This is a genomic window from Paracoccus sp. L-17 (assembly GCF_056857655.1).
On sequence record NZ_JBSXNM010000046.1, the window covers coordinates 397,900 to 416,837 of the forward strand.

The 18,938-nt window shown below is 66.1% G+C and carries 12 protein-coding genes and 1 tRNA gene; 7 read left to right on the forward strand and 6 right to left on the reverse strand.

The annotated features are described in order from the left end of the window. Together AC13CR_RS18845 and AC13CR_RS18850 are read right to left on the reverse strand one after the other, a co-directional pair. Positions 1-1,281 (reverse strand): AGE family epimerase/isomerase, encoded by a 1,281-nt coding sequence (locus tag AC13CR_RS18845; RefSeq protein WP_292954912.1) that lies wholly within the window; start codon positions 1,279-1,281, stop codon positions 1-3. An 11-nt stretch (positions 1,282-1,292) separates the two neighbouring features. Further along, complete coding sequence (locus AC13CR_RS18850; RefSeq protein ID WP_292954909.1) at positions 1,293-4,727, reverse strand: pyruvate carboxylase; 3,435 nt, start codon at positions 4,725-4,727, stop codon at positions 1,293-1,295. Positions 4,728-5,032: 305 nt separating this feature from the next. Between AC13CR_RS18850 and uvrA the strand changes: the two genes are divergently transcribed. The 3 genes from uvrA (at position 5,033) to AC13CR_RS18865 (ending at position 8,455) form a co-directional block, all read left to right on the forward strand. Beyond that, the gene (uvrA, locus tag AC13CR_RS18855) at positions 5,033-7,891 is read left to right on the forward strand and encodes an excinuclease ABC subunit UvrA (RefSeq protein WP_293014150.1); all 2,859 of its coding nucleotides are present in this window, start codon (positions 5,033-5,035) and stop codon (positions 7,889-7,891) included. Beyond that, a complete protein-coding gene (locus tag AC13CR_RS18860) occupies positions 7,888-8,268 on the forward strand; it encodes a DUF4260 family protein (RefSeq protein ID WP_292954903.1) in 381 nt (126 codons plus the stop codon). Before uvrA ends, AC13CR_RS18860 begins: the two co-directional genes overlap by 4 nt. Positions 8,269-8,380: 112 nt before the next feature. Continuing rightward, positions 8,381-8,455, forward strand: a tRNA-Gly gene (locus tag AC13CR_RS18865). Between the two features lie 213 nt (positions 8,456-8,668). On the opposite strand, the gene AC13CR_RS18870 is transcribed toward AC13CR_RS18865, so the two are convergent. Continuing rightward, positions 8,669-11,161 carry a GcvT family protein gene (locus AC13CR_RS18870; RefSeq protein WP_292978217.1) on the reverse strand — a complete coding sequence of 831 codons (2,493 nt, stop codon included), beginning with the start codon at positions 11,159-11,161 and terminating at the stop codon, positions 8,669-8,671. Between the two features lie 181 nt (positions 11,162-11,342). On the opposite strand from AC13CR_RS18870, the gene panC reads away from it, so the two are divergent. Both panC and panB read left to right on the forward strand, forming a co-directional pair. Further along, complete coding sequence (gene panC / locus AC13CR_RS18875) at positions 11,343-12,200, forward strand: pantoate--beta-alanine ligase (RefSeq protein WP_292954897.1); 858 nt, start codon at positions 11,343-11,345, stop codon at positions 12,198-12,200. 8 nt (positions 12,201-12,208) lie between these two features. Next, positions 12,209-13,018, forward strand: a complete 810-nt coding sequence (gene panB, locus AC13CR_RS18880) for a 3-methyl-2-oxobutanoate hydroxymethyltransferase (protein WP_292954894.1) — start codon at positions 12,209-12,211, stop codon at positions 13,016-13,018. A 71-nt stretch (positions 13,019-13,089) separates the two neighbouring features. On the opposite strand, the gene AC13CR_RS18885 is transcribed toward panB, so the two are convergent. Next, entirely contained in the window at positions 13,090-14,241 is a 1,152-nt protein-coding gene (locus tag AC13CR_RS18885; RefSeq protein ID WP_482900944.1) for an MFS transporter, read from the reverse strand. A gap of 69 nt (positions 14,242-14,310) precedes the next feature. Next, positions 14,311-15,312, reverse strand: a complete 1,002-nt coding sequence (locus AC13CR_RS18890; RefSeq protein ID WP_292954888.1) for a 2-hydroxyacid dehydrogenase — start codon at positions 15,310-15,312, stop codon at positions 14,311-14,313. 220 nt (positions 15,313-15,532) lie between these two features. Between AC13CR_RS18890 and AC13CR_RS18895 the strand changes: the two genes are divergently transcribed. Beyond that, positions 15,533-16,153, forward strand: a complete 621-nt coding sequence (locus AC13CR_RS18895) for an SH3 domain-containing protein (RefSeq protein ID WP_446232507.1) — start codon at positions 15,533-15,535, stop codon at positions 16,151-16,153. Between the two features lie 291 nt (positions 16,154-16,444). On the opposite strand, the gene AC13CR_RS18900 is transcribed toward AC13CR_RS18895, so the two are convergent. After that, complete coding sequence (locus tag AC13CR_RS18900; protein ID WP_292954882.1) at positions 16,445-18,469, reverse strand: M3 family metallopeptidase; 2,025 nt, start codon at positions 18,467-18,469, stop codon at positions 16,445-16,447. Between the two features lie 105 nt (positions 18,470-18,574). Here AC13CR_RS18900 and AC13CR_RS18905 point away from each other — a divergent pair, with 105 nt between their 5' ends. After that, positions 18,575-18,922 carry an antibiotic biosynthesis monooxygenase family protein gene (locus AC13CR_RS18905; RefSeq protein WP_292954879.1) on the forward strand — a complete coding sequence of 116 codons (348 nt, stop codon included), beginning with the start codon at positions 18,575-18,577 and terminating at the stop codon, positions 18,920-18,922. The last annotated feature ends 16 nt before the right edge of the window (positions 18,923-18,938 follow it).

Here is an 18,938-nt window from a genome sequence, read left to right on the forward strand (position 1 = left end):
TCACCGCCCATGCGAAAACCCGCCGGTCAGGGCCAGGGGCTGGCCGATGCGCAATCCCTCGGCATGACGCGACAGCCCCGGCGTCAGCGCGAACAGATCGGCCTGCAAGGCGTGGTAGATGTCAGGCTTGCCACTGAACTGGCCCGTGGCAGGGCCACAGCCGGTATCGGCTTCGGGGAACCAACCGCCCGCCTCGTGGTCGATCAGCCGCGTATCGGCAAAGCGCCAGAGTCGGCGATACCATTTCTCGTCGTCCTCGCGTGGCTCCAGTTTCGCCAGGGCGGCCAGGGCGCCGATCGCCTCGGTCACCGGCCACCAGAAGCGGGTCGGATTGTCCACCGCGCCGCCGAAATGCAGCGTATAGGCAAGACCGCCATGATCGGACCAGGCGTCGGCCAGCGCGGTTTCGACCAGCGCGCGGGCCTCGGCCGGGGCGTCGTTGCCGGGCCGGCCGGCCAGATCCCAGTGATGCAGGTGCAGCCGCGCCATCTCGAAGGAATGGCCGGGCGTGGTGCCGGCGGGGCGGAACATCGGGTTGCCGGCATAGGCGCGATCAGGCTGCCAATCGGCGCTGTAATGTTCGGGGATGCGCCAATCTTCGACCCGTGCGGTCCGGCTGACGAAGAAATCAAGGATCCGGCCCGCGCGGCGCAGATAATCGCGCTCGCCCGTCGCCTCGAAAGCGGTCAGCAGCGCCTCGACCCCGTGCATGTTGGCGTTCATTCCCCGGTAATCCGAGAAGGGCTGCCAATCACGGGTGAATTCATCGCGAAAAAGGCCCGCCTGCGGATCCCAGAAATGCCGGTCGAGCAGCTCGGAAATGTCGGCCAGCAGCCGGCCGGCATCGGGATGGCCGGCCATCGCCGCGCTGGAGGCGGCCAGCAGCACGAAGACATGGCCGTAAGCCAGCTTCGTCCCATCCGCGATCCCGGCCTGGTCACATGACCAGGCATAGCCGCCATGATCGGCGTCGCGATGACCGCGCCACAGATAGTCCATGCCGCGATCCACGATGCCCGCGCGATCCGGCCGGCCCGCGATCCCCGCCAGCGCGTAGGAATGAACGAGACGGGTGGTCGTATGCAGTTCCTGCAGGCCGTCCGGCAAGGGCCGGCCGGCGGAATCGAGCGTGTGAAAGCCGCCGTCATCGCGCGGGCTGGCATCGAAGAAATCCAGCGCATGATGGGCGTCGCGGATCAGAAAGGCCCGGTGGCCGGGCGCGTCCAGCCAGGGCGCCCGGGATTCGTCGGGGCCGGGTCCGGGATCGTTCTTTGCCGGCATTGCCCTTGATCCTATTCGATTTCGACCAGCAGATCCTTGGCGTCGATCTGCTGACCGGCGCCGACATGGACCGCCTTGATCGAGCCGTCGCGGTCGGCATGGATGCCGGTTTCCATCTTCATCGCCTCGATGGTCAGCAGCAGGTCGCCCTGCTTGACCGCCTGACCCTGACTGACCGCGACCGAGGCCACGACGCCGGGCATGGGCGCGCCGACATGGGTGTCATCGGCCGGATCGGCCTTGGGCCGCGCGGCGGCGCTGCCGGCCACCTTGCGGTTCGGCACGCGGATGGACCGCGGCTGGCCATTCAGTTCGAAGAATACCTTGACCTCGCCCTTTTCGTCGGTGTCGCTCAGCGCTTGCAGGCGGATCTCCAGGATCTTGCCCGGGTCGATCTCGACCGCGATCTCCTGACCCGGCTCCATCCCGTAGAAGAAGCTGCGCGTCGGCAGCGTCCGCACCGGCCCGTAGATGCGGTGACGGCCCATATAGTCGAGGAAGACCTTGGGATACATCAGATAGCCGCACAGATCCTCGTCGTCGACGGGCTTGCCCTCCATCTCGGCCTGGACTTTCGTCCGCGTTTCTTCCAGATCGACGGGGTCCAGATGCGCGCCGGGGCGGTCGGTGATGGGCGCTTCGCCCTTCAGCACCTTCTTCTGGATCCCCTCGGGCCAGCCGCCGGGGGGTTGGCCCAGATTGCCGCGCATCATGTCCACCACGGAATCGGGGAAGGACATGTCGCGTTCCGGATCCAGCACGTCGGCAGGGGTCAGGTTCTGTGACACCATCATCAGCGCCATGTCGCCTACCACCTTGGACGAGGGCGTGACCTTCACGATGTCGCCGAACATCCGGTTCACGTCGGCATAAGCCTGGGCCACCTCGTGCCAGCGATCCTCCAGCCCCATCGACCGCGCCTGGCTTTTCAGGTTGGTGAACTGGCCGCCCGGCATTTCGTGCAGATAGACCTCGGATGCGGGCGATTGCAGGCCGGATTCAAAGGCCGCGTAATTCTCGCGCACACGCTCCCAGTAGTTGCTGATGGACCGGATCGCGCCGATGTCCAGGCCGGTATCGCGGTCGGTGCCCGCCAGCGCCTCGACGACCGACCCGATGGTGGGCTGGCTGGTATTGCCCGACAATGCGTCCATCGCGCAATCAACCGCATCGACGCCCGCCGCGGCGGCAGCCAGGATCGTCGCGCCGCCCATGCCGCTTGTGTCATGGGTGTGGAAATGGACCGGCAGGCCGACCTCTTGCTTCAGCGCCTTGATCAGGATCGTCGCGGCGGCGGGTTTCAGCAGGCCCGCCATGTCCTTCAGCCCCAGCACGTGCGCGCCGGCAGATTTCAGATCTTTCGCCGTTTCTACATAATATTGCAGGTCATACTTGGACCGATCCGGGTCCAGCATGTTGCCGGTATAGCAGACCGTCCCCTCGCAGATCTTGCCGGTCTCGATCACCGCATCCATGGCGACGCGCATGTTCTCGACCCAGTTCAGACTATCGAAGACGCGGAACACGTCCACGCCCGATGCCGCAGCCTGACCAACGAAGAACTGCACCACATTGTCGGGATAATTGGTATAACCCACCCCGTTGCTGGCCCGCAGCAGCATCTGGGTCATCAGGTTGGGCATCTTGGCGCGGATGTCGCGCAGCCGCTGCCAGGGACATTCCTGCAAGAAGCGATAGGCCACGTCGAAGGTCGCACCGCCCCAGCATTCCACGCTGAAGAGCTGCGGCAGGTTGGCGGCATAGCTGGGCGCGATGCGGATCATGTCGATCGACCGCATCCGCGTGGCCAGCAGCGACTGGTGCCCGTCGCGCATGGTCGTGTCGGTGATCAGCAATTGCTTTTGCGCGGCCAACCAGTCGGCCACGGCCTGCGCGCCCTTTTCCTCCAGCAATTGCCTGGTGCCGGGGGCCGGATCGGCCAGCGGCGCTGGCGGAACCGGCGGATGAGCCTGCGCCGGCGGCAATGCCCGGCCTGCGGTCTCGGGATGCCCGTTCACGGTGATGTCGGCCAGATAGGTCAGGATCTTGGTCGCCCGGTCGCGCCGCTTCTTGAAGGTGAACAGATCATCGGTCGTGTCGATGAACTTGGTCGTATAGGTGTTGTCCAGAAAGGTCTGGTGTTTCAGCAGGTTGATGACGAAATCGATATTCGTGCTGACGCCGCGCACGCGGAATTCGCGCAGGGCCCGGTCCATCCGCCTGATCGCCTGTTCCGGCGTCTGCGCCCAGGCCGTGACCTTGACCAGCAGCGAATCGTAGTAGCGCGTGATCACGCCCCCCGCATAGGCGGTGCCGCCATCCAGCCGGATCCCCATGCCGGTGGCCGACCGATAGGCGGTGATGCGGCCGTAATCGGGGATGAAGTTGTTTTGCGGATCCTCGGTCGTGACCCGGCACTGCACCGCATGGCCCGACAGGGTGATGTCGGATTGCGAGGCGGCGCCGGTTGCCTCGGCCAGCGTCGATCCTTCCGCGATCTTGATCTGTGCCTGCACGATGTCGATGCCGGTCACCTCCTCGGTGACGGTATGTTCGACCTGGACCCGCGGATTGACCTCGATGAAATAGAACCGGTCGTCATCCATATCCATCAGGAACTCGACCGTGCCGGCGCATTCATAGCCGACCGCCTGCCCGATCTTCAGGGCCAGATTGCAGACCTCGTCGCGCTGCGCCTGGGTCAGATAGGGCGCGGGGGCACGTTCCACGACCTTCTGGTTGCGGCGTTGCACGGTACAGTCGCGTTCATACAGATGATACAGCCCGCCATGCGCGTCGCCCAGAAGCTGCACCTCGACATGGCGGGCGCGCAGGATCATCTTTTCCAGATAGCCCTCGCCATTGCCGAACGCCGCCTCGGCCTCGCGCCGGCCCTCGCGAACCTTGTCCACCAGTTCCTCGGGGCCGTTGATCGGGCGCATGCCGCGACCGCCGCCGCCCCAGGACGCCTTCAGCATCAGCGGATAGCCGATTTCGGCGGCCTCGCGCTTGATGGCGTCGAAATCCTCGCCCAGCACCCCGGTCGCGGGGATCACCGGCACCCCGGCCCCGATCGCCACGCGCCGGGCGCTGGCCTTGTCGCCAAGCGCGCGCATGGTTTCCGCCTTCGGGCCGATGAAGGTGATCCCGGCAGCCGCGCAGGCATCGACGAAATCGGGATTCTCGGACAGCAGCCCATAGCCCGGATGAATGGCATCCGCGCCGCATTCCCTGGCCACGCGGATGATCTCGGGGATGGACAGATAGGCCGCAACCGGGCCCAGCCCCTCGCCGATGCGATAGGCCTCGTCAGCCTTGAAGCGGTGCAGGCCCAGTTTGTCCTCTTCGGCGAAGACCGCGACCGTCCGCTTGCCCAATTCGTTCGCCGCCCGCATCACACGGATTGCGATCTCGCCACGGTTGGCCACCAGAATCTTGTTGAACATGCCGGTCCCCCTGTCATCGTCGGCAGCATCCTACCCATGCCGCACCGCAGCGCAAGCGTCGGCGTCCCGGCCGCTCCGAAGGTCGCAAATCGGCGCCTCTCCTTTCCTGGGCCGAAGCCAAGGGTTGCGGGTCATCGCCCGATCCGGATCGACCCTCGCCTCGACCGACAAATCCCGCCCTGATGATCCAGACAGGATCTTTCCGCGGCTGCTTGCATCTGCGTTCTGTATATGTTCTCGTAAGCCGGTTGCTTTTTCAACCCGCCTGACTATGTGATGCGACTGGTCGGTCAAGGGCTCGCTTCATGGAACAGAAGTTCATCGAGATTCGCGGCGCGCGCGAGCACAATCTGAAAGGCGTGGACATGGATATTCCGCGCGACCGGCTGGTGGTCATCACCGGGCTGTCGGGCAGCGGCAAGTCCAGCCTCGCCTTCGATACGATCTATGCCGAGGGTCAGCGCCGCTATGTCGAAAGCCTGTCGGCCTATGCCCGGCAGTTTCTGGACATGATGGGCAAGCCAGACGTGGATCACATCAGCGGCCTGTCCCCCGCGATCAGCATCGAACAGAAGACGACCTCGAAGAATCCCCGGTCAACTGTCGGAACCGTCACGGAAATATACGATTACCTGCGGCTTCTTTTTGCCCGCGCCGGCACCCCCTACAGCCCCGCCACCGGCCTGCCGATCGAGGCGCAGCAGGTCCAGGACATGGTCGACCGGATCATGGCAATGGAAGAAGGCACCCGCGCCTATCTGCTGGCGCCCATCGTGCGTGACCGCAAGGGCGAATATCGCAAGGAGTTTCTGGAACTTAGGAAGCAGGGCTTCCAGCGCGTCAAGGTCAACGGCGAATTCCATGACCTGGACGAGCCGCCGACCCTGGACAAGAAATTCCGCCAGAACATCGATGTGGTGGTGGACCGGATCGTCGTGCGCGAGGGCTTGGAAACCCGGCTGGCCGACAGCCTGCGCACCGCGCTGGATCTGGCCAGCGGCATCGCCGTGCTGGAAACCGCACCCGCCGAGGGCGATCCGCTCCGCATCACCTTCAGCGAAAATTTCGCCTGTCCGGTCAGTGGCTTCACCATTCCGGAAATCGAGCCGCGGCTGTTCAGCTTCAACGCGCCCTTCGGCGCCTGCCCGGTCTGCGACGGGTTGGGAGTCGAGCTGTTCTTCGACGAACGGCTTGTCGTGCCCGATGCCGGATTGTCGGTGGACAAGGGCGCGATTCTGCCCTGGGCCAAGTCGAAATCGGCCTATCTGACCCAGACCGTCAACGCGCTGGCCAGGCATTACGGCTTCGACAAGAAGACCGCGTGGAAGGATTTGCCCGACCATGTCCGGCAGATGTTCCTCTACGGATCGGGCGAAGACCAGATCAAGTTCCGTTTCGACGATGCCGGCCGGGTCTATGAAATCAGCCGCGTCTTCGAGGGTGTGATCCCGAACATGCAGCGTCGTCTTCGTGAATCCGACAGCCAATGGGTGCGCGAGGAATTCGAGCGGTATCAGAACAACCGTCCCTGCGGCGCCTGCAACGGCTATCGCCTGAAGCCCGAGGCCCTGGCCGTTAAGATCGCCGGCGACCATATCGGGCAGGTCGTGGAACGCTCGATCCAGGACGCGCTGGACTGGGTCGAGGACGCGCCGAAACATCTGTCGAAGCAGAAGAACGAGATCGCCGCCGCGATTCTGAAGGAGATTCGCGAACGCCTTGGTTTTCTTGTCAATGTCGGACTGAATTATCTGACGCTGTCACGCGCGGCGGGCACGCTGTCGGGCGGCGAATCACAGCGGATTCGGCTTGCCAGCCAGATCGGCAGCGGGTTGACCGGCGTATTGTATGTGTTGGACGAACCCAGCATCGGGCTGCATCAGCGCGACAATGACCGTCTGCTGCGCACGCTGATGAACCTGCGTGATCAGGGCAATTCGGTGCTGGTCGTGGAACATGACGAGGACGCGATCCGCCACGCCGATTACGTCTTCGACATGGGTCCGGGCGCGGGCGTGCATGGCGGCAGCGTCGTCAGCCAGGGCACGCCCGACCAGATCGCCGCCGATCCGGCCAGCCTGACCGGTCAATACCTGTCCGGCGCGCGCCAGATCGCGGTGCCGTCCGAACGCCGCAAGGGCAACGGCAAGAAGGTCACTGTGGTCCGGGCCACAGGCAACAACCTGCAGGATGTCACGGCGGAATTCCCGCTGGGCAAGTTCGTCTGTGTCTCGGGGGTCTCGGGCGGCGGAAAATCGACCCTGACGATCGAGACCTTGTTCAAGACCGCCAGCCTGCGCCTGAACGGGGCGCGCCAGACCCCGGCCCCCTGCGAGACGATCAAGGGGCTGGAACATCTGGACAAGGTCATCGACATCGACCAGCGCCCGATCGGCCGCACGCCCCGGTCGAACCCGGCCACCTATACCGGCGCCTTCACGCCCATCCGCGACTGGTTCGCCGGGCTGCCCGAATCCAAGGCCCGCGGCTACAAGCCCGGGCGCTTCAGCTTCAACGTCAAGGGCGGCCGCTGCGAGGCCTGTCAGGGCGACGGCGTCATCAAGATCGAGATGCATTTCCTGCCCGATGTCTATGTCGAATGCGAGACCTGCAAGGGCAAGCGATACAATCGCGAGACACTTGAAATTCAGTTCAAGGGCAAAAGCATAGCCGACGTTCTTGATATGACGGTTGAAGATGCGCAGACCTTCTTTGCTGCCGTTCCGTCGATCCGCGAAAAGATGGATGCATTGATGCAGGTGGGCCTTGGCTACATCAAGGTCGGCCAGCAGGCGACCACCCTGTCGGGGGGCGAGGCGCAGCGGGTCAAGCTGTCCAAGGAATTGTCGCGCCGTTCGACCGGGCGGACGCTTTACATCCTCGACGAGCCGACCACCGGCCTGCATTTCGAAGATGTGCGCAAGCTGCTGGAAGTGCTGCACGAACTGGTCGATCAGGGCAACACGGTGATCGTGATCGAGCATAACCTCGACGTGATCAAGACCGCCGACTGGATCATCGATATCGGCCCCGAAGGCGGCGATGGCGGCGGCCGGATCGTGGCGACCGGAACGCCCGAGGAGGTCGCCCGCATCGCGGACAGTCATACCGGCCACTACCTTGCCCCGATGCTGGAACCCGCCCGCATCCGCGCCGCTGAATGAGCCCGGTCGCATGGCAGAGGATCGAGGGCGCGGGCATCTTTGCCGCTGCCGTGGCGCTGGCCGGAATGACGCAATCGGGCTGGCCGCTCTGGCTCTGGCCGCTGGTTCTGCTGGCGCCGGATCTGTCCATGATAGGCTATCTGGCCGGGGCGCGGGTCGGGGCCGCGATCTATAACGCCGCGCATCTTTATGCCAACGGGCTGATCCTTGCGCTGCTGGGCCTGCTGACCGGGCAGACCGGGCTGATCGCGGCGGGTGCTGTCTGGATGGCGCATGTCGGGATCGACCGTGCGCTTGGCTATGGCTTGAAGTCGGTCACGCGCTTTCAGGACACCCATCTGGGCCTGATCGGGCGGAACGACGACGATGGGCGATAGGCCGCATCCCGTCCGCAAGTTTTCTGCCGAAAATCCGAAATACCCCCTTGCGCCTGCCGGCGCTCTTCCGTAAATCACCGCTCACCGAAGGGGATATACCTTCGACATGGATGCGGGCGTAGCTCAGGGGTAGAGCATAACCTTGCCAAGGTTAGGGTCGTGAGTTCGAATCTCATCGCCCGCTCCAGTTTCTAGACATCATCGCGTGGGATCAGCCTGTGGTGGCACTGGCCATCGCGGCCTTTCACAGGCGAAACCGCACAGGTGGCCGTCGGTTGATGGTTCATGACTGCCCGGCCAATCCTGACATCTCGCCCTTCTTCCGCAAGATGTCCGGCCCAGCCAGAGCGCGGCTGCCCGCGCCCTGCCCGACCAGACCGAACCGACAGCCCGACCGGCGCTAGCCGTCCACCCTGATCCGCGCGTTGGACGGATCATGGGGGCTGTCCTCGGTCACCTCGGCATCCCACAATTCGCGGAACATGCGGACCTTCAGCCTTGTTCCCGCCCGCGCCAGATCGGGGCGGACATAGCCCATGGCGATCGATTTTCCGAAGGCCACCGAATACCCGCCCGAGGTCAGTCGCCCCACCTTTCCGCCTTCCAGGAACAAGGCCTCGCGGCCCCAGGGATCGGCATCCTCGGGTCCGTCGATCAGCAGCGTCACGCAGGTGCTGCGGATACCCTGGGCCTGCATCGCGGCCTTGCCCCTGAAATCCTTGGACAGATCGACGAAACGGTCCAGCCCCGCCTCCAGCGGGGTCGCGTCTCGGCCCAGTTCCGTGCCGAAGGCGCGATAGGATTTCTCTTGCCGCAGCCAGTTCTGCGCCCGTGCGCCGACCAACCTCATTCCCGACGGCTCGCCGGCCTCGATCAGCCGGTCGAACAGGTGGTTCTGCATCTCGATCGGGTGGTGGAGTTCCCAGCCCAACTCGCCCGTATAGGCGACGCGGATCGCGTTGACCGGCACCATGCCCAGTTCGATCCGCCGCGCCGAAAGCCACGGAAACCGCTTGTTCGACAAGGCGGTTTCCGGCTGCGGATCACGGATCAGTCTTGACAGGATCTCGCGCGAGGCGGGACCGGCCAAGGCAAAGACGCCCCATTGCGTGGTGACGTCCTGAATGGCGACATGGGCGCCGCCTTGGGCCATGAAATCCCCGGCTGATTTCATCAGGTTGTCGCCGTCGTAATCGGCCCATGCGCCCGCCGAGACAAGGTAGTATTCGTCCTCGGCCAGCCGCACGATGGTATATTCGGTGCGCGTGGTGCCGGTTTCGGTCAACGCATAGGTCAGGTTGATCCGCCCGACCTTGGGCAGCCTGTTGGTGGTCAGCCAGTCGAGGAAGACGGTCGCGCCCGGCCCCTTGACGATGTGCTTGGCGAATGCCGTCGCGTCGATCAGGCCGGCAGCGCCGCGCAGGGCCTCGGCCTCGGCCTTGGCATATTGCCACCAGCCGCCGCGCCGAAAGCTGCGGGAAGCATGGTCGTCGAAACCCGCCGGCGCATAATAGTTCGGCCGCTCCCAGCCGTTTACCTGCCCGAATTGCGCGCCCCGCGCCTTTTGCCGGTCATAAGCGGGCGCGGTGCGCAAGGGCCGGCAGGCTTCGCGTTCCTCATCGGGATGGTGCAGGATGAAGACGTGGGAATAGGCTTCCTCGTTCTTGCGCGTCCCGTATTCGGTGGTCATCCATGATCCGAACCGGCGCGGATCGAGGCTGGCCATGTCGATCTCGGCCTCGCCCCCGGTCATCATCTGCGTCAGATAATGCCCGACCCCGCCCGCCGCCGTGATGCCGAAGCTGAAGCCTTCGGCAAGCCACATGTTGCGCAGGCCCGGCGCCGGTCCGACCAGCGGGTTGCCGTCCGGGGTGTAACAGATGGGTCCGTTGAAATCGTCCTTCAGGCCGACCTCTTCCGAGGACGGGATGCGGTGGATCATCGACATGTATTCCTGTTCGATCCGTTCCAGATCCAGCGGGAACAGATCGGCACGGAAGCTGTCGGGAACCTCATACGGGAAGCGCGCCGGCGCACCTTCCTCGTAAGGGCCCAGGATCCAGCCGCCGCGTTCCTCGCGGACATACCACTTGGCGTCGGCATCGCGCAGCACCGGATGTTCGGGATTGCCGTCGGCCCGCCATTTCAGCAGCGCCGGATCGGGCTCGGTCACGATGAACTGGTGTTCGACGGGGATGGCGGGGATCCGGATGCCCAGCAGCCGCGCGGTCCGCTGCGCATGGTTGCCCGTCGCGGTGACCACATGTTCGGCCCGGATCTCGAACACCTCGCCCGAGGGAACGAGATTGCCGCCCCTCTCGGCCATCCTCTCGCAAGTGACGATCCATTCCGATCCGGTCCAGCGATAGCCCTGCACCTGCAGTTTGCGTTCGATCGCGCAGCCGGCCATGCGCGCGCCCTTGGCCATGGCCTGGGTCACGTCGGCGGGGTTGATATAGCCGTCGGTCGGGTGGAACAGCGCGCCCTTCAGATCCTCGGTCCGGACCAGGGGCCAGCGATCCCCGATCTGGGCGGGGGTCAGGAATTCATGCTCGATCCCGATCGTCTCGGCAGTGGCGGAATACAGCATGTATTCGTCCATCCGCGCGTCGGTCTGCGCCATGCGAAGGTTGCCGCAGCGGGTGAAGCCCGCGTTCAGCCCGGTCTCGGCCTCCAGCCCGGCATACAACCTGACAGAATAATCGTGGATATGGCTGGTCGCGTAACCCATGTTGAACAGCGGCAGCAGGCCCGCCGCATGCCATGTGGATCCGGCCGTCAATTCGTCACGCTCGACCAGCAGCGTATCCCAGCCCGCCCGCGCCAGATGCAGTGCGATGCCGCAGCCCACGGCGCCACCGCCCACCACCAGAACCTTCACATGCGACTTCATCGGGGCCGACTCCTTCCGGGTTTGGGCTTTCTTGCTCCGTATCTGTCACAGCCCCCGGCGCCCGGCCCCATCGCCCCGACCTTTGGCGGCAAAAAACGACATGCTGCATCGCAGCACTTGTGCGAAACCGGCGCTTTCCATTAGGTTGAACCCTGTGGCCGGGGGGCGATGGAGGGCACGGATGCAGATCTGCCGCAGCAAGCAGGCCATTCGCGATTGCGTCGCCGATTGGCGGGGCCAGGGCCAGCGCGTGGCGCTGGTGGCGACGATGGGCGCGCTGCATCAGGGTCATATGCGCTTGCTGGACCACGCCCGCGACTGGCTGGACGCGCGGGACGGAGGCCGCATCGTCGTCTCGATCTTCGTCAATCCGACGCAATTCGAACAGAAGGCGGATCTGGAGAAATATCCGCGCGACGAGGAAAACGACCTGCGGCTTCTGCGTGAAAACGGCTGCGACGCCGTGTTCATGCCCCCGGTCGAGGACATTTACCGCCCCGGCGCACAGACCTTCGTCGAGGTCAGCGGCCTGTCCAGGATGCTGATGGGGCGCCTGCGGCCCGGCCATTTCCGCGGCATGACGACGATCGTGACCAAGCTGTTCAACATCATCGGACCCGACGCCTCGGCTTTCGGGGAAAAGGACTACCAGCAACTGACCATCGTGCGGCAGATGGTGGCCGATCTGGACATGCCGGTCGAAATCCTGCCGGTGCCGACGGTTCGCGAGGCCGACGGCCTTGCCATGTCATCGCGCAACCGCCGTCTGACGACCCGGGATCGCGCCGCCGCCCCGGTGCTGTCGCGCGCGCTGGACCGGGCCCGGGCGATGGTGGCCGAGGGCACGACCCCGCCTGCCCTGCGCCGCGAGATCCGACGCATCCTGCGCGCCGAACCCCGCGCCGACATCCGATCCGTGGACATTCGCGACGCGGCCGACCTGTCCCGCATCGACCGGATCGAGCGGCCGGTTGTCATCCTGCTGGCGGTCCGCTTCGGCGAGGTTCTGCTGATCGACCAGCGCATTGCCCAACCCTGAGGAAACCCATGTCCGCGCAAGCCCCGATTCACCGCATCACCGCCCCGCAGATCGCTGCGCGCAAGGGCCAAGTGCCCATTGTCGCGCTGACCGCCTATACCGCGCCAATGGCAGCGCTGGTCGATGACCATGCCGAGGTGATCCTGGTCGGCGACAGTCTTGGCATGGTGATCCACGGCCTGCCCTCGACCATCGGCGTCACGGTCGAGATGATGATCCTGCACGGCCAGGCGGTGATGCGCGGATCACAGAAGGCGATGGTGGTGATCGACATGCCCTTCGGCAGCTACGAGGAAAGCCCCGAACAGGCCTTTCGCAACGCCGCGCGCATCATGGCCGACACGGGCGCCGGCGCAATCAAGCTGGAAGGCGGCGTGCGCATGGCGGAAACGATCCGCTTTCTCGGCGAACGCGGCATCCCGGTCATGGGTCATGTCGGCCTGACACCACAAGCCACGCTGACGATGGGCGGCTTCAAGACCCAGGGCCGCGACCCCACCACATGGCCCGTCCATGTCGAGGATGCCCGCGCCGTGGCTCAGGCCGGCGCCTTTTCGCTGGTCGTCGAGGGGGTGGTCGAGGGGCTGGCCGACCAGATTACCGAGGCCGTGGCCATTCCCACCATGGGCATCGGCGCCTCGGCCCGCTGCGACGGCCAGATTCTGGTCCTGGACGACATGCTGGGCCTGTCGGGCCGGGTGCCGCGTTTCGTGAGGACATTCGGCGATCTGGGCCCCCGCGCCTCGAACGCCATCGCCGCCTATGCCGATGCCGTGCGCGAACGCAGCTTTCCGGGGCCGGACCAGACCTATCGCTGATCCGTCCTTCCGCATCGCCGGATCGGCTGATCGTCCCATGCTTGCTCGGCCAAGGTCCGCGCCGCCATGCCTCAGCGCTCGTCGAAATCGGCGGCCCGCGCCAGCGGAGACAGCAGGAGCGGCAGAAGAAGCAGCCCCCCAAGGCCCAGATAGATCGCCGAAAAGCTCATCTTCTCGGCCAGATAACCGATGGATCCCGGTGCCAGAAGGATGCCGGAATAGCCGGTGATCGTGACCACGGACAGACCGACCCCCGGCGCCAGCCCGGGCAGATTGCCGGCGGCCGAGAACATGATCGGCACCAGATTGGCGATCCCCAGACCGGCGACGAAGAAGCCCAGGATCGCCAGCCCGGAATTCGGCGCCAGCCCCGCCATGCCAAGCCCCGCGATCGCCGCAAGCGCACTGATCCGCAGGGTGCTGACCGCCCCCAGTCGCTGCCGGATCGCGTCACCCGTGAAACGCATCGCGGCCATCGCCGCGGCACAGGCCGCAAAGCCCCAGCCCGCCAGCGCCAGCGACGCCCCCATTTCGCGCTGCAGATAGACCGCGGCCCAGTCGAGGATCGCCCCTTCGGGCACCATGCTGAACAGCGCCATGATCCCGATCACATAGGGCAAGGGCGAACGCGGCAGCCGCAGAGGCGTCTTCCGCGTCCCCTCCGCCGGCGCATCCCGAAGCAGCCGGCGCTGCGCGAAGACCAGCACCGCGATGAACACAAGCGTCGCCAGGACCGCATGCGCCGCCTCGCCCAGCCGCGCCAGCACGACACCGCCGATCCCGGCGCCAAGAACGCCCCCAAGGCTCCAGAAACCGTGACAGGACGACATGATCGCGCGGCGCCGCGCGCGTTCGACCGCGACGGCATTGGCATTCATTGCCACGTCCATGCCGCCCAGCGTGCCGCCGAACAGACCGACCGCCAGGGCAACCAGGGCAAGATTGGGCGCCAGCGTGATCAGGATCAGCGTGGGCGCGGCCAGCCAGCCCGCAAGGCCGACCGCCGCGGCCGAGCCGCGCCGCGCCACCATCGCCCCGAAGACCGGCATCACCAGCAACGAGCCAAGTCCCAGGCACAGCACGACCAGCCCGGCCAGCGCCTCGCCGATGCCCAGACGCGCCATCAGCGCCGGCAATTTCGGCGCCCACGAACCGATCATCAGCCCGTTGGCAAAGAACAGGACCGATACCGCCGCGCGCGGCGGGCTGAGACGCAGACGCATCGCAAACCTCTTCTTCGATGTCCAAATACCCCGGGGGAATCCCCGGCACGGGGATGGGGGCAGCGCCCCCTACAGCATCGACGGCACGACCAGATCCGGCGGCCTGTGCCCGTCGGCGAAGGTCTTGATGTTGATGATCACCTTCTCACCCATCTCGGCCCGTCCCTCGACCGTGGCGCTGCCCATATGCGGCAGCAGCACCACATTCGGCAATTCGCGCAGGCGCGGGTTGATCTCGTGGCCGTGTTCGAACACATCCAGCCCCGCGCCCGCGATTTCGCCCGCGCGCAGCATCCGTGTCAGCGCATTCTCGTCGATCACTTCGCCGCGCGAGGTGTTCACCACGACAGCCGAGGGTTTCATCAGCTTCAGCCGCCGCGCGTTCAACAGATGGAAGGTCGAGGGCGTGTGCGGCGCGTTGACCGAAACGATGTCCATCCGCGCCAGCATCTGATCCAGGCTTTCCCACCAGGTGGCGTGCAGATCGTCCTCGATCTCGGGGCGCAGGCGACGGCGATTGTGGTAATGGACCTGCATCCCGAAGACATTGGCCCGCCGCGCCACGGCCTGACCGATCCGGCCCATGCCCAGGATGCCCAGCCTGCGCCCGCCAACCCGGCCGCCCAGATGCGCGGTGGGCGCCCATCCGCCCCAGCGGCCTGCCTGCATCTCGGCCAGCCCCTCGGGAATGCGACGGGTGACGGCCAGGATCAGCGCCATCGCCATGTCGGCGGTATCCTCGGTCACGACGCCCGGCGTGTTGCTGACAAGCACACCACGCTGGCGGGCCGACATCACGTCCAGATGGTCGATTCCGGCGCCGTAATTCGCGATCAGCTTCAATCTTTCGCCAGCCTGGGCCAGCATGTTGGCGTCGATCTGATCGGTCACCGTCGGCACCAGGACGTCGCAATCCTTCATCAGCGCGACCAGTTCGTCCCGTCCCAGCTTGCGGTCGTCCTCGCGCAGCGCCACGTCGAACAATTCGGTCATGCGGGTTTCGACGGCTTCGGGCAGACGGCGGGTGACAGCCACGCGCATTCTGGGTCGCGAGGGGGACTGGCCTGGCATGATAACCTCACTTTCTCGAAACCGTGTCGGCGGCCGCACTTCCAAAGCCCGGCGGCTTTTGGCAAACTGCCCGCGTTGAGGGGAAGGCACAAGTCCCCCGACGGCGACAAGCGACGGGACGGACGAGGCCGCGGCGGAATGCGGACGGGCCGGTTCCCTTCCGTCGGAGGCAGGGACGACCGCTGCGGCGGGTCTGTCGGACAGGAACGGACGGGACATGATGACATTTCAAGGGGGCAAGGGCGGCGCGGCGCTGGTGCTGGCGCTGGTGCTGGCGATCGCGGCGCCGACGATCGGTGGCGGCGCGGCCAGGGCCGAGCCACCCGTGCCGGCGGATCCGCAACCGGCGCAGATCCGGCGTCTGGCGGATGCCGGCATCGTCCGGTCTCAGGATGGCGACGAGGCCGCGACCGACCGGGGCCCCGTGACCAACCTGCCGCTGCCGCGCTATGTCAGCCTGAAGGGCAGCGAAGGCAACGCCCGCCGCGGCCCCAGCCTGTCGCACCGGATCGACTGGGTGTTTCGCCATGCCGGGATGCCGCTGCGCGTGGTGGCCGAATTCGGACATTGGCGCCGGGTCGAGGACAAGGACGGTGCGGGCGGATGGGTCCACTACGCCATGCTCTCTGGTGTCCGCACGGCGCTTGTGACCGAGGACATGGTCCAGCTGCGCAGCCGGCCCAACCCGGACGCCGATGTCGTCGCCCGCGCCGAGGTCGGGGCCATCCTGCGGCTGGGCGAGTGCAATCCGACCTGGTGCCGCATCTCGGGCGGCGGCCAGCGTGGCTGGGTGCCTAAATCGGCAATCTGGGGCGTCGATCCCGACGAGATCCGGGACTGAGCCGCGACCGGGCGGCCCCGTTCGGCCCCCGGACCGCCAGCGGGCGTCGTCGCGGCCGCCGCGGTCTTCGATGATCCGCAGATTGCCGTCATCCGCCTGCGGCCGCGCGGACCGCGCAGATTCTGCGGATCGCGGTCGCCGCAGAATCCCGGACGCGGGTGGCAGCGTCCGTCGATCAGCGGCAGCTGCGCGCCCTGTCTTCCTGCATGCAGCCCGCAGGGATCCGGACCGACAGGAACAACGCGCCATGCCTGATCATCTTCCGCGTCTCCCTGTTGCCGGACGACGCGCTCAGATCAGCCCGCGCCCCCGCAACAAAGCATCCACACCCGGCATCCGGTCCCTGAAATCCAGCCATAGCCGGTCGGCGGGGGCCGAGCCGCCCTTTGACAGGATGGTCCGTTCCAGTTTCCGGGCGGTGTGCCTGTCGAAGATGTCGCCCGCCTCCTGAAAGGCGGCAAAGGCATCGGCGTCCATCACCTCGGACCACAGGTAGCTGTAATAGCCGCTGGCATAGCTGTCGCCGGCGAAGACATGGGCGAAATGCGGCGTCGCATGGCGCATCGGGATGGCGTCCGGGGCCTGCAGCCCCGCCAGCAGTTCGGCCTGCCGCGCCATCACGTCGTCGGGCGGCGCGCCGCGATGGAAGGCCAGGTCGACCAGCGCGCTTTCCAGATATTCGGTGGTCGAGAAGCCGGCATCGGCCCTGTCCGCCGCCAGCAATCGGTCGCGCAGGCCGGCGGGCAAGGGTTCGCCCGTCTCGTGGTGGCGGGCATGGGCATCCAGCACCTCGGGCTGTTCCAGCCAGTGTTCGTAAAGCTGGCTGGGCAATTCGACGAAATCCTGCGCGACAGAAGTGCCCGAGATCGAGGGCCAAGTCACTTCCGAAAGGATGTGATGGGTCGCATGGCCGAATTCGTGGAACAGGGTATGCGCGTCATCCCATGACAGGAAGGCGGGCGCGCCCGCTTCCTCGGGCGGCGTGAAGTTGCAGACATTGACGACGATGGCGCGCTGGCCCGACCCGATCCGATGCTGGACCTGCAAGGACGAACACCACGCCCCCGACCGCTTGCCCGGTCGCGCGAAATAGTCGCCCAGAAAGATCGCCATCAGCCGGCCCTCGCGCGTGACTTTCCATGCCCGCACATCGGCTGACCAGAGCGGCGCGTCGACCGGCTGAAATTCCAGCCCGAAGAGGCGCCCGGCCACGTCGAAGACGGCGCCCAGCATCGCCTCCAGCGTCAGATACGGGCCGACCGTCGCGGCATCGACATCGTGTTCCCGCCGGCGCCGCCTTTGTGCATAGAGCCGCCAGTCCCAGGGCTCCAGCGCGCCGTTCACGCCGTCGTCACGCAGCATCGCGGTCAGCGCGGCCTCGTCCTCGGCGGCGCGCGCGCGGGCCGCCCGCCAGACCTGTCCCAGCAGATCCTGAACCCTGTCGGGCGTGGTGGCCATTTCCGGCTGAAGCTTGAAGGTCGCGAAATCCTCGTAGCCCAGCAATCGCGCGCGCTCATGGCGCAGCGCCAGGATCTCGGCGGCCAGCGGCAGGTTGTCGGTCGCGGTCCCGCCTGCGCCCTGCCCCGATCCGCGCGCGGTCCAGGCCCGGAACGCCACTTCACGCAATGTGCGCTCCTCGGCATGTTCGAGAAACGGCACGATCAGCGAGCGGTTCAGCGTCACGACCTGCCCGGCAAGGCCGCGCTCTCTGGCTGCCGCGCGCATTGCCCGGACCAGCCAGTCCGGCAGACCGCCAAGGCCGTGATCGGGCACCGGCAGCACGTAGTCGCGTTCGTCGGCCAGCACATTCTGGGAAAAATCCGTCGTCAGCACCGCCATCCGCGCCCGGATCGCCGCCATCCGGTCGCGGTCCGCGCCCTGCAGCCCGGCACCAGACCGGGTCAGGTCGCGCAAGGCCAGTTCGGTGATGCGCCGGTCCTCGGGGGCCAGATCCTGCGCGCTCGCGGCCACGGTGCTGACCCGCGCATAGAGGCGCGGATCCATGCTGGTGCGGCTGTTATACGCGGCCAGACGCGGTGCGAAATCGCGTTGCAGCGCCTCTCGCGCGGGGTTCGAATCTGTCGAGGAAAGCGTGTAGAAGATGGACAGCAGCCGGTTCAGCCCATCTTCCGCCGTCTCCATCGCGGCGACGGTATTGGCGAAATCGGCGGGATCGGGATTGGCCGCGATCGCCTCCATCGCCGCGCTGGCGGCGGCCAGTTCGCGGTCGAAGGCCGGAGCGAAATCGGAATCCCCGATCAGGTCGAAACGCGGCAAGCCCTGGGGGCCTGTCCAGCGGGTCAGTTCGGGATTCATCGCGGACCTCCTGTGCTGGAGCGAACCCTAGGTCAGGGACCGCCGGACTTCCAGACCCGCGCCAGCCGGCCTATGCTGCCCTGCAACCCCAGGCAGGAGTCCGCCATGATCGCCGTCATCTTCGAGGTCGAACCCAGGGGCGATGCTGAACGCGCCGATTATCTGGACATCGCCGCCGCGATGCGATCGCTGGTCGAGGAGATCGACGGCTTCATCTCGGTCGAACGTTTCCAGAGCCTGACCAATCCGGGCAAGATGCTGTCGCTGTCATTCTTCCGCGACGAGGCGGCGATCGAGCAATGGCGCAAGCTTGCGCGGCATCGCGCCGCGCAAGAGGCCGGCAGACACAGGCTGTTCGCCGATTATCGGCTGCGGATCGCGCATGTGATCCGAGATTACGGCATGAACGCGCGCGACCAGGCGCCAGAGGACAGCCGGGCCGCGAACGGATAGGGGTCTGGCCGGGCCG

Bases quoted from the DNA above. Each gene is read 5' to 3' on its own strand.
- AC13CR_RS18845 (WP_292954912.1), bottom strand. From the start codon at position 1,281: ATGCCGGCAAAGAACGATCCCGGACCCGGCCCCGACGAATCCCGGGCG.
- AC13CR_RS18850 (WP_292954909.1), bottom strand. From the start codon at position 4,727: ATGTTCAACAAGATTCTGGTGGCCAACCGTGGCGAGATCGCAATCCGT.
- uvrA (WP_293014150.1), top strand. From the start codon at position 5,033: ATGGAACAGAAGTTCATCGAGATTCGCGGCGCGCGCGAGCACAATCTG.
- AC13CR_RS18860 (WP_292954903.1), top strand. From the start codon at position 7,888: ATGAGCCCGGTCGCATGGCAGAGGATCGAGGGCGCGGGCATCTTTGCC.
- AC13CR_RS18870 (WP_292978217.1), bottom strand. From the start codon at position 11,161: ATGAAGTCGCATGTGAAGGTTCTGGTGGTGGGCGGTGGCGCCGTGGGC.
- panC (WP_292954897.1), top strand. From the start codon at position 11,343: ATGCAGATCTGCCGCAGCAAGCAGGCCATTCGCGATTGCGTCGCCGAT.
- panB (WP_292954894.1), top strand. From the start codon at position 12,209: ATGTCCGCGCAAGCCCCGATTCACCGCATCACCGCCCCGCAGATCGCT.
- AC13CR_RS18885 (WP_482900944.1), bottom strand. From the start codon at position 14,241: ATGCGTCTGCGTCTCAGCCCGCCGCGCGCGGCGGTATCGGTCCTGTTC.
- AC13CR_RS18890 (WP_292954888.1), bottom strand. From the start codon at position 15,312: ATGCCAGGCCAGTCCCCCTCGCGACCCAGAATGCGCGTGGCTGTCACC.
- AC13CR_RS18895 (WP_446232507.1), top strand. From the start codon at position 15,533: ATGACATTTCAAGGGGGCAAGGGCGGCGCGGCGCTGGTGCTGGCGCTG.
- AC13CR_RS18900 (WP_292954882.1), bottom strand. From the start codon at position 18,469: ATGAATCCCGAACTGACCCGCTGGACAGGCCCCCAGGGCTTGCCGCGT.
- AC13CR_RS18905 (WP_292954879.1), top strand. From the start codon at position 18,575: ATGATCGCCGTCATCTTCGAGGTCGAACCCAGGGGCGATGCTGAACGC.